The following is a 13,552-nucleotide window of genomic DNA, read 5'->3' on the forward strand; positions in this document are numbered from 1 at the left end:
GAGCGAGGTCCTGTCTTCCGTTCAGCCTCGAGCGCCGAAGGACAAAGCCCCGCGGGGCGATGTCTATGCCCGCGCCAGCGCCCCCTCGATCATCCGCGCGACGGCGAGCGCCCGTCCGTCGTCGCCGAAGCGGGCGATCACCTGCACGCCGAGCGGCAACCCGTCCCCCGGCACCGGAACGGTGACGCAAGGCACGCCCATCAGGGTCCAGAGGCGATTGAAGCGCGCATCGCCGGTCGAGCCGAGACCCTTCGGCGCGCGACCGACGCTGGAAACCGTCAGGATCGCATCGACATCCGCGAACAGCGCCTTGAGCAGTCGGCGCGCCCGGTGCGCCTCGCGGCGGGCGGCGTCGTAATCGGCGGCGCTGAGATCCTGCGCCCGGTCGAGCTGGCCGCGCAGCACCGGCGGCAGCGCCTCCCGGTGTTCGGCATATTCCCAGGCGAGCGCTTGGCGCGCCTCGAAATCCTGCACGGTCGGGTGCGCGGCCCAGGCCCGCGCGAAGGGCTCCGGCAGGACGAGATCGCGCAAAACCGCCCCGGCCCGCTCCGCGGCACGGGCCGCGTGATCGAGCGCCGCCAACGCGTCCGCGTCGGCGCTCCCCGCGAAATCCTGGAGGCAGAGGGCGAGGCGCGGGTGCTCCGGGGCGGGCGCCTCGAGACCGGGCCGGTCCGCGATCAGCGCGAGCGCGTGGGCGATGTCGGCGACGGAGGCGCCGAACAGGCCGACCGTGTCGAGCGCCCAGGAGAAGGTCTTGACGCCGACCGTCGGCAGCAGCCGGAACGAGGGCTTGATCGCTGCGATCCCGCAGAAGGCCGCCGGGCGGATCACCGAGCCGCCGGTCTGGGTGCCGAGCGCCAGGGGCAGCATCCCGGCGGCGATGGCTGCGGCCGAGCCCGAGGAGGAGCCGCCCGGCGTGTGGCCGGGATCGTGCGGGTTCACGGTGGCGGCGGGGTCGAGGCCGGCAAAGGCCGTGGTCGCGGTCTTGGCGAGCGGCACGGCGCCGAGCGCGCGCAGCCGCGAAACGATCGCCGCGTCGGCCCGCGGTCGCCAACCGGCATAGATCTCCGAGCCGGACTCGGTCGCCATGTCGGCGGTGTCGATGATGTCCTTGATCCCCACCGCGATGCCGGCGAGCGGCCCACGCGCGGGCGCTGTGGCCTCGGGTGCGGTGCGCAGCACGGCGCCGATGGCGGGGTCGCGGGCGGCGATCCGCTCGCGCGCCGCCTGGATCGCGTCCGCCGCCGAAAGGGTGCCGTCCGCGACACGGGCGCGGATGTCGAGAAGCGAGATCATGCCCATCCGAGTCACGGTCCGTGTCGAATCTGTCAACAGCGCTCCACATGGGGGCGGATCCGACCGCGCATCGTTAGCGCCTCGTTTACGGGACGATGCGCATCGTCGCGTCCATGTGGCGTAAAGCGTTAGCGTTCTCGGCTCTGGTGCTGTTCGGCGCGGGGCTCACGGGCTGTGCGATCAACCGGTTCGAGCGCCGGGAAGCATGGCGCGACCAAGCCGAACAGATGTGCATCGCGCGCAAGCTCGTGCAGCCGACGGCCTATGTCTCACTCGCCAAGGAGATCGACGGCCCCGGCCCCTGCGGCATGCAGCAGCCGTTCAAGGTCACCCGGCTCGGCGGCGGCACGGTGGCGCTCAAGCAGCGCATGACGCTGGCCTGCCCGGCGCTCGCCGAGGCCGAGGCGTGGCTCGCCGACACGATCCAGCCCGCCGCCAACCTCTATTTCGGCGTGCCGGTGGCCGAGATCAACGCGGGCACCTATTCCTGCCGCGGTCGCAACAACCAAGCCGGTGCCAAGCTCTCCGAGCATTCGTTCGGCAACGCGCTCGACATCATGTCCTTCACGCTCGCGAACGGGCACGTCATCACCGTCAAGGGCGGCTGGCGCGGCACCGAGGCCGAGCAAGCCTTTCTGCGCGAGGTGTTCGTGGGGGCCTGTGCCCGGTTCTCGACCGTGCTGGCGCCGGGTTCCAACGTGTTCCACTACGACCACATCCACGTCGATCTGGCGATGCACGACCCGCGCGGCCTGAAGCGCATCTGCAAGCCGCTGCTCAAGTTCGAGTCGCAGCTCAACCTTGCCGACGGCTCGCCGCGGCCGCTGGCCTCGCCCCGCCCGCCCGCGCGCCAGACCGTCCCGACCCAGGCCCCGATCGACGTCGAGGAGGACGATCCCTACGGCGTCGCGCCGACCTACTCGCGCACGACCGGCACGCGCCTCGCCCGCGCGCCGGCTGCCCCGGCGCCCACGGCCTACGCCGCCGCCCCAGCCCCGAGCCGGCCGCGCTCTCCGGTTCCGGCGCATGACGCGGCCTACGCGCCGCTGTCGCTGGCCGCGCCTCACACCGCGGATCACGCGTCCGACGAGCCGATCTACTGAAAAACTGGAACTTACCTCCAATCGCAGCTAATCTCCGCCAGTCTGAGTTTGAGCGATATCAGGGAGAGATCGATCCCTATGCGTCGACTGGTCATCAGAAACGTATCCTCCGTCGAGCTTGGGCTCATGCTCGAACCGTGGACAGATCGGGAAGACCTCAAGCCGGGCGGCGAGATCACCATCGAAGGCAATTTTTCCGACGATGATGAACTCATACTGGATTTTTGCGACAAGAATTTCATATCCATCTGGACACCCCCAGACAGCACGTTTTCCGAAACCTGACCATCAACAAACATGCAGCGGATAGCACACTGCATACTTCCGGATGGCCAGCTTAAGACGCTTTGTTTTCAAAGCAAAATCCTGAATGAAATCACATCTTCTGAAACAGATTACTGTCTGGCGCAAACTCTCACCATCGCGCGTCATTCGTTACAATTGCATGAAAAACCTTCATACAAAAAAATTCCGCGTCTATTCGTGCGATTTTGTTGAACCCGATCTTCAGTACTCAGATCTGCAGGAAAGAACACTCGTCGAAACCATTTTGATGTGGAATCCAGAGAAAAAAGGAGAGCCAAAGTGGTTCGATGATTTAGAAGAAGCCATCTTGGCACATGATAGAGATTTCGAAAATTGATCAAATTTGCATGCGGCCTTTTCTTGCCTGTTGAATGAATTTTATCCCGTACATATGAGTGATTAGGCAAGCGACCTCATCGCGAGCGACGCGAAGCCTCCCGCTTGCTCCGCGACGCTCCGGCACTGTGCCTCCAACACCCCAGCCCAGCCCAAAAGCGGTCTCCGCGACGGGTCCAAGCTTGACTTGGCACGAGGGCAGCGCATCGTCTTTCGCCCATCCGGTGCCCGCTGCGCCAAGCCCTGAACGGGCCTGCGTCGCGCCACGGCACCCTCAACTGGCGGATCTGAGCGGCATGCGCCCGAACCTTCCCCTCGCCGTCCTGGCGCTCGGCCTCGTCACGGCCTCGTCCGTGCTGCCGGCGCTCGCCCGCTCCGGCCGCGAGGAGATCTCGCCGGCCGAGGAGCAGACCTTCCCCTACGACGCCGACATCCCCGGCTGCCAGGACACCGGCGTTTTGGAGAAGGTCTCGACCCAGTTCGCCGAGAAGGAGGCGAAGTTCTGGAACTCGTCGCTGACGATCGTCTCCTACGAGCGGATCGAGCGCACCGCGTGGCGCCCCTACGGCGTCGACTTCATCCCGCGCCGCTTCTGCTCGGCCCTCGCCACGACCTCGGACGGGGTGCGGCGCAAGGTCGATTACTCGGTGCGCGAGAGCCTCGGCATCATCGGCTCGACCTGGGGCGTCGATTTCTGCGTCCACGGCCTCGACCGCAACAATGCCTACGCCTACGCCAGCGCCTGCCGGATGGCGCGGCCCTGATCGGGGCGGGAAAGCGGCAGCGCCGCGCGGATGCAAGCTTGACTTGCAGGCCGCGCCCGGCATCGTCCTGAGAGCGTCCCGCCGCTCCCGAGACCCGTCCATGCTCCGCCTCCGCCGCCTTGTGACCCTGGCCCTCGGTCTGACCCTGGCCTCCGGTGCGGGCGCGCAGGATTTCGGCGGGTTTCGCCGCGGCGGCGAGCCCGGCAGCTTCGACTTCTACGTGCTGTCGCTGTCGTGGTCGCCGACCTATTGCGACAGCGAGGGTGCGCGCCGCGACCGCAACGGGCAATGTGCCCCGGGCCGGGGACTCGGCTTCGTGGTGCACGGGCTGTGGCCGCAATACGAGCGCGGCTATCCCTCGAACTGCTCGGCAGTGGAGCGCCCGCTGACCCGCAACGCGGTCGAGGCTGCGGGGGAGATCATGCCGAGCGAGGGGCTGGCCCGCCACGAGTGGCGCACCCACGGCACCTGCTCCGGCCTCGATCCCGTCGCCTATTTCAAAGCGGTGAAGACGGCGCGCGAGGCGGTGACGATCCCCGAGGCGTTCACGAAGCCGGATGCGAGCCTGCGCGCCGCCCCGATCGAGATCGCCCGGCAGTTCGTGATGGCCAATAAGGGCCTGCGCCCGGACATGATGTCGGTGACGTGCCGCCGGGGGCAATTGCAGGACGTGCGGATCTGCTTTTCGAAGGATCTGCGCGGCTTCACCCCCTGCCCCGAGGTGGCGCGCCAGAACTGCCGGGCCGGCGAGGTGTCGGTCGACGCGGCAAGGTAAGGCGCGGATATTCCGTCGGTTTGTGTGAAGCCCGAAGTCCACGGATTGTGGAATTCCGCAGAACGACATTATGTTGTGGGTGGAGACCGGCGGGTGGCCGCCCGCCGGTCAGACGATCCTGATCAGATCAGCGCGAGGTGGATGGCTAAGCGCCAACCATCTCGCGTTTTCGTCACGGTGATGCTGACCGCAATCGGGAAATCGATCACATTCTCTCACCTCCTTCCCGGTTCGCCTGCTCGCGATGGGCGGTGGCCGGCTGGCTCCACCGCAAGCCCCGCTGGCCACGGGGCCGTCGCAACCGGGAAGGTTCACGTCCGACACGACCACGTATGAGCGGTTGCGCTTCCGCCCGTCAACGATGACGGCGCCGTGCCCTCAACTCAGCATGCCTTCGACGTCGCCTCTCCTGATCCTGGACACGCGCCCTGAACTACCGTCACGCCTTCCACGCCGGCAATTTCGCGGATGTGCTCAAGCACCTCGTGCTGACTCGCGTGCTCGTCCATCTCTGCGCCAAGGACAAGCCGTTCCGCGCCATCGACACCCATGCGGGCCTCGGCGTCTACGATCTCGCGGCGGAGGAAGCCGGGCGCACGGGCGAGTGGCACGAGGGCTTCGGCCGGCTCGACGTGCCGTTCGCGCCCGAGGTCGAAGCCCTGCTCGCGCCCTACCGCGAGGCGGTCGCCGCCGTGCGGGCGCGGTTTGGTGCCACCACCTATCCCGGCTCGCCCGCGATCATCCGCGAAGCCCTGCGGGCCGGCGACAAGGGCGTCTTCGTGGAGTTGCATCCGGCCGACGCGCAGACGCTGGCACAGCGCTACGCCAGCGATTCGCGCACGAAGGTGATGCATCTCGACGGCTGGACCGCGCTCAACGCCCTGATCCCGCCGCCGGAGCGCCGGGGCCTCGTGCTGATCGACCCGCCCTACGAGGAGCGCGGCGAGATCGACCGTTTGGGCGCGCACCTGATGAAGGCCGCGCGGAAGTGGCCGACCGGGATCTATCTCGGCTGGTATCCGATCAAGGACGTGTCCGGGGTCGATCGCATGGCGGCCATGCTCGATGCGGGGCTGGAGCGGCCCGCCTTGCGCCTCGACCTGATGATCGAGCGGCCCGATGATCCGACACGCCTGACCGGCACCGGGCTCGTGGTCGTCAACCCGCCCTGGACCCTGGCGGCGGAAGCGGAACTGTTCATGCCGGCTCTCGCCGAGCGGCTGGCCCGCAGCGGCTACGGCGCCTTCCGCAGCGAGCGGCTCGGGCCGGCGGGGTAGAACACCCGCCTCGCCCTCAATGCAGCGTCCCCTCCCCCGGCTCGGGCTCGGCGCCCGGTTCGGGAATCCCCTCGGCGAAGGGAAATTCCAGGACGACCTCCCCGGCCTCGTCGGTGACGACGAGGATCGCCGTGACCAGCCGCGGATCGCTCCCCTCATCCTCCAGGCTGGCGCGGATCGTCGCCCGCGCCACACGCCAGGCCTGATCGGGATCGCGCAGTTCCACGCCCTCGTCGTCGGTGAGGGCGTCGGCGCCGATGCGGGTGTGGAAGAAGTAGCGGGGCACCGGGGAAGGCGGCCTTACTTCGCGGAGCCCTGTTGCGGGTTCTGTCCGCCGGACTTGTCCTTCTTGTTGGCCTCGTGGTGGCCGATGGCGCAACCGGCGGCGGCACCGGCCTTGCCGTGGCCGGCCATGCTGCCCGCCGCGCCGCCGACGACGGCGCCCTTGAGGCAGCCCTTGGCCTCGACCGGGCCGGCCAGAGCGGCCGCTCCGAGAGCGAGGACGGCAGCGGCCAGAATCGGATGCTTCATCACGTGAGCCTCTGGTTGGCGCATCGTCCCGGCGCGATCATGGCAGGCCGATGCGAAGCGAGTGAGACGCCAACCGGCCGCGACCGCATCCGTTCCGCGGCCCGTTCAGGCCGCGATCCGGCCCTTGAGTGGGAAGACCTTCGCCGGGTTCATCAGCCAAGCCGGATCGAACACGTTGCGCACGCGCATCTGCTGTTCGAGGTCGTCCTGCGTGTATTGGAAGCGCATCAGCTCGCGCTTCTCGATCCCGACGCCGTGCTCGCCGGTGAGGCAGCCGCCAACCTCGACGCAGAGCTTGAGGATCGCGTCCCCCGCAGCCTCGGCCTTCTGCAACTCGCCGGGCGTGTTGATGTCGAACAGGATCAGCGGGTGCAGGTTGCCGTCGCCGGCATGGAACACGTTGGCGACGCGAAGCCCCTGCTCGGCGCAGATCGCCTCGATCCGCTCCAGCACGTGGCCGAGCTGGCCGGTCGGGATCGTGCCGTCCATGCAGATGTAGTCGGAGATGCGCCCGGTGGCGCCGAAGGCGGATTTGCGGCCCTTCCAGATCGCGGCGGATTCGGCTTCCGACTTCGAGACGCGGATGCTGGTCGGGTTGAACCCTGCGGCGATCGCCTCGATGCGCGCCAGCATGTCCGAGCATTCCTCGTCCGAGCCCTCGACCTCGATGATCAGCATCGCGGCAGCATCACGCGGGTAGCCGGCCTTGGCGAAGTCGTCGGTGATGAGGATCGCCTCGCGGTCCATGTACTCGATGGCGACGGGGATGATGCCGGCCGCGATGATCGCCGCGGTGCAGGCGCCGGCATCCTCGACCGAGGAGAAGCCGACCAGGGCCGGGCGCGCGCCTTCCGCGGCGCGCAGGATGCGCACGGTGGCCTCGGTGACGATGCCGAGCTGGCCTTCCGAGCCGCAGATCAGGCCGAGCAGGTCGTAGCCGCCGGAATCGAGATGCTCGCCGCCGAGCTCGACCACGGTGCCGTCGTTGGTCACGAGCGTGACGCCCATGAGGTTGTTGGTCGTCACGCCGTATTTCAGGCAGTGCGCCCCGCCGGAATTCATGGCGATGTTGCCGGCGATGGTGCAGGCGAGCTGGCTCGACGGGTCCGGCGCGTAGAAGAAGCCCTCATGCGCCACCGCCCCGGAGATCGCGAGGTTGGTGATGCCGGCCTCGACCCGGGCGATGCGGTTGGAAAAATCGAGATCGAGGATACGCGTCATCTTGCCCACCCCGATGATGATCGCGTCCTCCTGGGCGATGGCACCGCCGGCCAGCGACGTGCCGGCGCCGCGCGGCACCACCCGCACACCGTGGGCGTGGCAGAACGCCATCACCGCCGAGACCTCCCGGGTCGTGGAGGGCAGCACCACGGCGAGCGGCATCTTGCGGTAGGCGGTGAGACCGTCGGTCTCGAAGGCGCGGCGCTCGTCCTCCGTCGTCACCAGCGCCTCCGGCGCCACCAGCGCGGAAAGCCCCTCGATGATCGCCTCGCGGCGGGCGACGACATCCGCATCCGGCGCGGGGAAGGCGATCGACATGGCCGGCATCTCCTCAAGAGATTTGTATTTTCGACTTCGCTTTCGGCGATCCACAGGGGCGTGCGGGGTCTTCAGCCCCGCTTCAGCCGCCGCAGTTCAGGTTCGCCTGGACGACGTCGGGCACACGTCTTAGCGGAAAGTCTCCCGAGACGCACGGCAGTTCCCACCGACCCATGCAGCCACCGAAAGGAGCGGAAGCGTCTTCGTGAACCAGCCTCGGCTGGACGCGTGCCCGGCATAGTCTATATCTGTTCTAAGGCTAAAAGCTCTGCCATAAGCAGGCCGGCTTCGGCCGTTCCAAGGAGGAAAACAACGATGCGTCATCTCATCCTCGGCGCCGCCCTCGCGCTGCTGTTGCCTGTCGCCGCCCATGCCGAGGGCGATGCCGCCGCCGGCGAGAAGGCGTTCGCGCCCTGCAAGGCCTGCCACAATTTCGAGAAGAACGGCGTCGGCCCGACCCTGAAGGGTGTCGTCGGCATGAAGGCCGGTGAGGGTGCCGACGGCTACGCCTTCTCCGACGCGCTGAAGAAGTCCGGCATCACCTGGGACGAAGCCAACCTCAAGGAGTGGCTCACCGACCCGAAGAAGAAGGTGCCCGGCACCAAGATGGTCTTCCCGGGCGTCAAGGACCCGAAGAAGGTCGACGACATCATCGCCTACCTCAAGACGAAGTCCTGAGGCCCCGCGCCTCCGGAGTTCGATCGGATCAAATAGGAAAGCCGCCCCTCGGGGCGGCTTTTCTCGTTTGAAACACTTGATCGACCGGCGGGTGCGTCAGCGAGACGCGTTCGCGGCCGGCACCTCGGTGCTGCCGGCGCGGGCATGCAACTCGTCGCGCATCATGGCGAGGTTGTCGAGGAGTGCGCGCCGCTCGTCGAGGGTCATCCCGGTCATGCCGCCCACCGTATGCGGCAGGCAGTCCATCTTGCCCTTGAGCCCGCGCCCCTTGTCCGTCAGGAAGATGCTGACCTGGCGCTCGTCCGGACGGTCGCGGGCGCGCCGGACATGACCGGAGGCTTCGAGGCGCTTGAGGAGCGGCGTGAGCGTGCCGGAATCGAGGAAAAGGCGGCTGCCGATTTCCTTGACCGAGAGCCCCTCCTCCTCCCACAGCACCAGCAGCACGAGATATTGCGGGTAGGTCAGCTCGTGATGGGCCAAGAGGCTGCGATAGGCGCGACCGAAGGCATGTGCCGCCGCGTAGACGGCAAAGCAGAGTTGGCTGTCCAGGGATTGCGGGTCATCGCGGCCCGTTTGACTCATGACACTCTTCCTCGGTGCGCCCACGGCGCACTGGCGTTTCGGACCCGCAAACGGGTTCGGCACCGACGGATATGGGGACGGCGAGCCGCCTCCGCGAATCACTGGACCGCCCCGCGATCCGCCGCCGCCATCGGATGAGATACCTGCGTGAAAAGGCAGCAGCCCCTTGGGCCCCTGCGCTTTCGCGCGATACGCATCCCGGCCAATGGCAGCCGCGCGGCAGAATCCCTGCGACAGACCTAAGACGCGGACCCTAAAGAAAAATCGCCGTGGGTACAATCGAACCACGCGCATGGCTTTCACGGCCATCCGCATGGACGCGGCGCTCCCGAAAGCCGCTGAGACGGAAATAATCCGCTCGTTTCTCGAAGAGCGACCGACGCGTCCGAGGGGCCGAACTGGGATCGGGGCAACCGGCGGCGAGGGGCGTCGATGCCTCGGGCAATGGGCCCCCGCGCCCCTGCAATCGCTGTGGACGGCCACAACGGCACCGGCGCTTGCAGCAGCGGAGCAGTTCAACTTTTGCCTTCAAAAGTGCCTCGCAAAACTCCTGGTCTCCGACTGTTCTCGTTCTGGCGATGACAGCGCGGCGGGCGTTTTGTGAGAGACACTAACTTTTGCCCTTCCCCGGCTCCTCCCCCGTCGGCTCGGCCGGGCTGTCGATCGTGCAGGACACCGCCTGCACCGCCGCGTCGGCCACCGCGCGCTCGCTCGGCAGCGCGGCGATCACGCGGACCACTGCGAAGCCGCGCCGGGCGGGGGCGACGATGCGCACGTCGCGGGTCACCTCGCCGGCCACGTCGTTGGCCAGCGCCTCGTCGTACTGGGCGCGGGTCATCACCACGAGGTCGAGCCCACCGCGCACCGCCGCCTGATCGGTCACCGCGTAGAAGGCGCCCCGGCGGCTGTGCATCGAGACCGACAGCATCAGCGAGCCGGCCTGGGCCGAGACCCGCATCGGCCCGTCATCGAGGTCGTAGGAGCACACGCCAACCGAGACAGCCGGATCGGGATTGGGCAGCCATTCGCCGTTCGCCGCGGGTGCGCCCGCAAGGCCGTGGATGCGCAAGGGGTGGTCGAGGGTCTCGCTCGCCCGCGCGCGGGTGAAGGCGTCGCCCTCCGAGAAGCGCGGAATCGCCAGCACCGTGGCGATGTGGACGATGCCGGCGATGACGAGGCCGCAGGCGGTGGCGAGCCAGAACGCGCCGCGGCTCATGAACCGCACCCCGTGCGCTCGATCGCCGGCAGGGTGTCCCGGTCGAGCGAGCCGACGCTGGCGGCCACCGGCGTGTCATAGAGGCGCAGCGCCAGCCGCACCGGCCCCCTCGGCCGCGGCATCGGCAGCCAGTTGCCGGGCTGGACCTCGGGGCTCAGCTGGATCGCGAAGCGACCGTCGGTCTCGCGCAGGATCTCGGTGGAGGTAAAGCCCGTCCGCACCGGATCCTGCCCCGGCGCCAGCGCGCCACGGCCGGTCACGGTGAGGGTCCAGGCGCGGGCCGGGGGCGTCACGCCCGCGAGGCGATAGCTACAGGCGGCGTCCAGCGTCCGTCCCTCGTCGTCGCTGGCAGCGGTGAGCAACATGCCCTCCCCGACCGCAAGGGGAATGTCGCCGCGCCGGGCGTTGACGGCGCGGGCATAGGGGTCGGAATCGAGCGAGCCCGCCCGCGGCCACGCCGTCCAGCTCCCGATCGCCGTCCCGCCGAAGGGATAGCCGCCGCTGGTGGCGTAATCGGCACTGGCGAGGCCCAGGAGCCCGCCGAGGGTGAGCGCGTAGACGAATAGCCCGACGCGCGAGCTGCGCGAGGCGGCACCGCGCGCGAGGCGGCCCAGGTGCTGGGGTAGCCGCTGGGGTAGCCGCCCGGACGGCTCGGCGCCCGCGTCCTCGCGCAGCGATGTTCCGGCCGCCGGGCCGACTCCACTCGACAGGGCCATGGGGTCGGCCTCAGGGCGTCCCGAAGCCGCCGGAGGCGCGCGCGCCCTCGGCGACATCGACGGGCACGAGGCCGGGCGCACGCACCCGATCGGGGGCGACGGCGCCGGAGCGCGCCGGATCGGTTTTGCCAGGCTCGCTCTTGCCAAGTTCACCCTTGCCAGGCTCGCTTTTGGCGGCGGAGCGGCTGGTCTCGACGTTGCGGAACAGGCCGTTGAGGCCCGACAGCACCTCGAAGGAGCGGCGCGAGAGCCGGCCACCGGTGCTGGCGGCGGCGGCCGCGCCGTCGGCCGCCTGGGCGGCCTGCGGCGCGCTCCTGCGGTCGTTCAGGCCGGGCATCGGCTTCAGCTCGATGCCCTGATGGGCAGGGGCCATGATCTCGTGCCACGTCATCGCGGGGAGCGAACCGCCGGTCATCTTGTTGGTCGGGCTGTGATCGTCGTTGCCGTACCAGACGGCGCCGACATAGTTGCCGGTGTAGCCGACGAACCACGCGTCGCGGTAGCCGTTGGTGGTGCCGGTCTTGCCCGCGACCTTCACGCCCTCGATCTGGGCCTTCCGCGCGGTGCCTTCCTCGACGACCTTGTTGAGCATGTAGTTCATGTCCGCCGTCACCTGGGACGAGAGCACCTGCACCGGCTTCTCGTCGGCGTGGCGGTAGATCACCTCGCCGCTGGAATTGCGCACCTCGGTGGCGACGTAGGGCTTGGCGACCCGTCCGCCATTGGCGAAGACCGCGAAGCCCGCCGCCTGATCCATCACCGTTACCTCGGTGGCGCCGATCGGCAGCGAAGGCGTGTCGGTCAGCGGCGTCGTCACGCCCATCGCTTTCGCGAGCTGGATGATCTTCTCGCGGCCCGCCTCCGCCGCCTTCCAGTCGTGGGTGATGCCAAGCCCCTTGCCGATGGCTGTGGTGACCTTGATCGGGATCGTGTTGACCGATTTCGCCACCGCGAGCCACATCGGCTGTCGGCCGGAATAGGAGCGGCCGTAATTCTGCGGGCACCAGTTGCCGACGCAGACCGGCGAGTCCACCACCGCCGTGTCCGGCTTGAACAGGCCCGAAGCCAAAGCCGCGGCATAGACGTAGGGCTTGAACGAGGAGCCCGGCTGGCGCAGCGCATCGGTGGCGCGGTTGAACTGGCTCTCACCGTAATCGGCGCCGCCGACCATGGCACGGAGCGCCCCGTCGGGGTCGAGGATCACCACGCCCGCCTCGTCCACGTCGTACTGATCGCCGAGCCGCCGCAGCATGTTCTCGACCGCCTGGTCGGCGGAGCGCTGGATCGAGAGGTCGAGCGGTGTCTTCACCGTCAGCACGCGGTCGTTGCGGAGCTTGCCCGCATCGGCCATCCGCTTCACCTCGTTGAAGGCCCAATCGAGGTAGTAGTCGGCAGTGATGTCCTTGGTACGGGTGACCGGGGTGGCGGGGTTGCGCAACGCCGTCTGGATCTGCCCTTCGGTGACGAAGCCCGCCTCGACCATGTTGTGCAGCACGTCCACCGCCCGGCCGCGGGCGGCGGGCAGGTTGACGTTGGGCGAGTATTTGGTCGGTGCCTTGAACAGGCCGGCGAGCATCGCGGCTTCCGCCAGCGTGATGTCCTGCAGGCGCTTGCCGAAATAGTAATCCGCCGCCGCCACGGCGCCGAAGGTGCCGCCGCCCATATAGGCACGGTCGAGATAGAGCTTGAGAATCTGGTTCTTGGTCAGGTGCGCTTCGAGCCAGAAGGCGAGGAACGCCTCGTTGACCTTGCGCTCCAGCGAGCGCTCGTTGGTCAGGAACAGGTTCTTGGCGAGCTGCTGCGTCAGGGTCGAGCCGCCCTGCACGTTGCCCTTGCCGGAGGAATTCGAGACGAGCGCGCGGGCGGTGCCGATCGGATCGATGCCCCAATGCTCGTAGAAGCGCCGGTCCTCGGTCGAGAGCAGCGCCTTGATCATCAGTTCGGGAAAGTCGTCGAACTTCAGCGAGTCGTCGTGCTTGATGCCGCGGCGTCCGACCTCGGTGCCGTAGCGGTCGAGGAAGGTGACGGCGAGATCCTGGGCCTTCAGCCAGTTGTCGCTGGTGAGGTTGAAGGCGGGCTGAGCCAGGAACAGCAGCAGCATGGCGCCCGCCGTCCCGATGGTGACACCCTCGCTGGTGAGGTCGAGGGCGTAGCGCTTCCAGCCGCGGACCGAGAAGACCTGCATCCGCGCCTGGAAGCGCTCGTAGGCTTCCGTCGTGGAATGGCCGCCCTCGTACAGGCTCGCATTGACCCAGGCATCGAAGGCCAGGGCCGCGCGGCTGATCCGCGTCGTCAGCGTCTTGAGGCTGGGCAGGCGCAAGGCGGCTTCCGGTTTCTTTAAACGATGTCCGGGTCGGCGTAGAGAAAGCCCAGGCAACGATGATCCGATACGTTCTGTATCAGGACAGGCGCCGGCCCGCGAGCTTTCGCTTC

Annotated in this window: 15 protein-coding genes; 7 read left to right on the forward strand and 8 right to left on the reverse strand. The window is 68.1% G+C overall.

The features are described 5' to 3' along the window. Positions 1 to 63: 63 nt before the first annotated feature. Entirely contained in the window at positions 64 to 1,296 is a 1,233-nt protein-coding gene (locus tag E4V01_RS14970) for an amidase (RefSeq protein WP_193763204.1), read from the reverse strand. A gap of 113 nt (positions 1,297 to 1,409) precedes the next feature. Between E4V01_RS14970 and E4V01_RS14975 the strand changes: the two genes are divergently transcribed. The 6 genes from E4V01_RS14975 to E4V01_RS15000 all read left to right on the forward strand — a co-directional run bounded on the left by E4V01_RS14975 (position 1,410) and on the right by E4V01_RS15000 (position 5,857). Continuing rightward, positions 1,410 to 2,399, forward strand: coding sequence for an extensin family protein (locus tag E4V01_RS14975; protein WP_135298882.1), 990 nt, complete (start codon positions 1,410 to 1,412; stop codon positions 2,397 to 2,399). A 78-nt stretch (positions 2,400 to 2,477) separates the two neighbouring features. Then, positions 2,478 to 2,684 carry a hypothetical protein gene (locus E4V01_RS14980; RefSeq protein ID WP_135298883.1) on the forward strand — a complete coding sequence of 69 codons (207 nt, stop codon included), beginning with the start codon at positions 2,478 to 2,480 and terminating at the stop codon, positions 2,682 to 2,684. Between the two features lie 85 nt (positions 2,685 to 2,769). Further along, the gene (locus E4V01_RS14985) at positions 2,770 to 3,042 is read left to right on the forward strand and encodes a hypothetical protein (RefSeq protein ID WP_135298884.1); all 273 of its coding nucleotides are present in this window, start codon (positions 2,770 to 2,772) and stop codon (positions 3,040 to 3,042) included. Between the two features lie 295 nt (positions 3,043 to 3,337). Then, positions 3,338 to 3,805: a hypothetical protein gene (locus E4V01_RS14990; protein ID WP_135298885.1), complete on the forward strand. Its 468-nt coding sequence runs from the start codon at positions 3,338 to 3,340 to the stop codon at positions 3,803 to 3,805. Positions 3,806 to 3,905: 100 nt separating this feature from the next. Then, the gene (locus tag E4V01_RS14995) at positions 3,906 to 4,580 is read left to right on the forward strand and encodes a ribonuclease T2 (protein ID WP_060768646.1); all 675 of its coding nucleotides are present in this window, start codon (positions 3,906 to 3,908) and stop codon (positions 4,578 to 4,580) included. Between the two features lie 470 nt (positions 4,581 to 5,050). Next, positions 5,051 to 5,857, forward strand: coding sequence for a 23S rRNA (adenine(2030)-N(6))-methyltransferase RlmJ (locus E4V01_RS15000; RefSeq protein WP_135298886.1), 807 nt, complete (start codon positions 5,051 to 5,053; stop codon positions 5,855 to 5,857). 16 nt (positions 5,858 to 5,873) lie between these two features. On the opposite strand, the gene E4V01_RS15005 is transcribed toward E4V01_RS15000, so the two are convergent. The 3 genes from E4V01_RS15005 to E4V01_RS15015 all read right to left on the reverse strand — a co-directional run bounded on the left by E4V01_RS15005 (position 5,874) and on the right by E4V01_RS15015 (position 7,927). After that, positions 5,874 to 6,143 carry a hypothetical protein gene (locus E4V01_RS15005; RefSeq protein ID WP_060768648.1) on the reverse strand — a complete coding sequence of 90 codons (270 nt, stop codon included), beginning with the start codon at positions 6,141 to 6,143 and terminating at the stop codon, positions 5,874 to 5,876. Positions 6,144 to 6,157: 14 nt separating this feature from the next. After that, positions 6,158 to 6,388 carry a hypothetical protein gene (locus tag E4V01_RS15010; RefSeq protein WP_135298887.1) on the reverse strand — a complete coding sequence of 77 codons (231 nt, stop codon included), beginning with the start codon at positions 6,386 to 6,388 and terminating at the stop codon, positions 6,158 to 6,160. A gap of 105 nt (positions 6,389 to 6,493) precedes the next feature. Further along, positions 6,494 to 7,927, reverse strand: a complete 1,434-nt coding sequence (locus E4V01_RS15015) for an FAD-linked oxidase C-terminal domain-containing protein (protein ID WP_135298888.1) — start codon at positions 7,925 to 7,927, stop codon at positions 6,494 to 6,496. Between the two features lie 315 nt (positions 7,928 to 8,242). Here E4V01_RS15015 and E4V01_RS15020 point away from each other — a divergent pair, with 315 nt between their 5' ends. Continuing rightward, complete coding sequence (locus E4V01_RS15020) at positions 8,243 to 8,605, forward strand: cytochrome c family protein (protein WP_060768650.1); 363 nt, start codon at positions 8,243 to 8,245, stop codon at positions 8,603 to 8,605. Positions 8,606 to 8,701: 96 nt separating this feature from the next. On the opposite strand, the gene E4V01_RS15025 is transcribed toward E4V01_RS15020, so the two are convergent. From E4V01_RS15025 to E4V01_RS15040, 4 genes are all read right to left on the reverse strand, one after another. After that, a complete protein-coding gene (locus E4V01_RS15025) occupies positions 8,702 to 9,187 on the reverse strand; it encodes a MarR family winged helix-turn-helix transcriptional regulator (protein WP_060768651.1) in 486 nt (161 codons plus the stop codon). A 610-nt stretch (positions 9,188 to 9,797) separates the two neighbouring features. Beyond that, complete coding sequence (locus E4V01_RS15030) at positions 9,798 to 10,403, reverse strand: hypothetical protein (RefSeq protein WP_056200642.1); 606 nt, start codon at positions 10,401 to 10,403, stop codon at positions 9,798 to 9,800. After that, positions 10,400 to 11,119, reverse strand: a complete 720-nt coding sequence (locus tag E4V01_RS15035) for a DUF1214 domain-containing protein (protein ID WP_135298889.1) — start codon at positions 11,117 to 11,119, stop codon at positions 10,400 to 10,402. Before E4V01_RS15035 ends, E4V01_RS15030 begins: the two co-directional genes overlap by 4 nt. Before the next feature lie 10 nt (positions 11,120 to 11,129). Beyond that, positions 11,130 to 13,439, reverse strand: coding sequence for a transglycosylase domain-containing protein (locus E4V01_RS15040; RefSeq protein ID WP_135298890.1), 2,310 nt, complete (start codon positions 13,437 to 13,439; stop codon positions 11,130 to 11,132). Between the last annotated feature and the right edge of the window lie 113 nt (positions 13,440 to 13,552).

Origin of the sequence: Methylorubrum sp. Q1 (genome assembly GCF_004683995.1) — a bacterium.
Taxonomy (GTDB): domain Bacteria; phylum Pseudomonadota; class Alphaproteobacteria; order Rhizobiales; family Beijerinckiaceae; genus Methylobacterium.

Excerpts from the sequence above, each read along its gene's own strand:
- E4V01_RS14970 (WP_193763204.1), bottom strand. The coding sequence starts at position 1,296 with ATGATCTCGCTTCTCGACATCCGCGCCCGTGTCGCGGACGGCACCCTT.
- E4V01_RS14975 (WP_135298882.1), top strand. The coding sequence starts at position 1,410 with ATGTGGCGTAAAGCGTTAGCGTTCTCGGCTCTGGTGCTGTTCGGCGCG.
- E4V01_RS14980 (WP_135298883.1), top strand. The coding sequence starts at position 2,478 with ATGCGTCGACTGGTCATCAGAAACGTATCCTCCGTCGAGCTTGGGCTC.
- E4V01_RS14985 (WP_135298884.1), top strand. The coding sequence starts at position 2,770 with ATGAAATCACATCTTCTGAAACAGATTACTGTCTGGCGCAAACTCTCA.
- E4V01_RS14990 (WP_135298885.1), top strand. The coding sequence starts at position 3,338 with ATGCGCCCGAACCTTCCCCTCGCCGTCCTGGCGCTCGGCCTCGTCACG.
- E4V01_RS14995 (WP_060768646.1), top strand. The coding sequence starts at position 3,906 with ATGCTCCGCCTCCGCCGCCTTGTGACCCTGGCCCTCGGTCTGACCCTG.
- E4V01_RS15010 (WP_135298887.1), bottom strand. The coding sequence starts at position 6,388 with ATGAAGCATCCGATTCTGGCCGCTGCCGTCCTCGCTCTCGGAGCGGCC.
- E4V01_RS15015 (WP_135298888.1), bottom strand. The coding sequence starts at position 7,927 with ATGTCGATCGCCTTCCCCGCGCCGGATGCGGATGTCGTCGCCCGCCGC.
- E4V01_RS15020 (WP_060768650.1), top strand. The coding sequence starts at position 8,243 with ATGCGTCATCTCATCCTCGGCGCCGCCCTCGCGCTGCTGTTGCCTGTC.
- E4V01_RS15025 (WP_060768651.1), bottom strand. The coding sequence starts at position 9,187 with ATGAGTCAAACGGGCCGCGATGACCCGCAATCCCTGGACAGCCAACTC.
- E4V01_RS15030 (WP_056200642.1), bottom strand. The coding sequence starts at position 10,403 with ATGAGCCGCGGCGCGTTCTGGCTCGCCACCGCCTGCGGCCTCGTCATC.
- E4V01_RS15035 (WP_135298889.1), bottom strand. The coding sequence starts at position 11,119 with ATGGCCCTGTCGAGTGGAGTCGGCCCGGCGGCCGGAACATCGCTGCGC.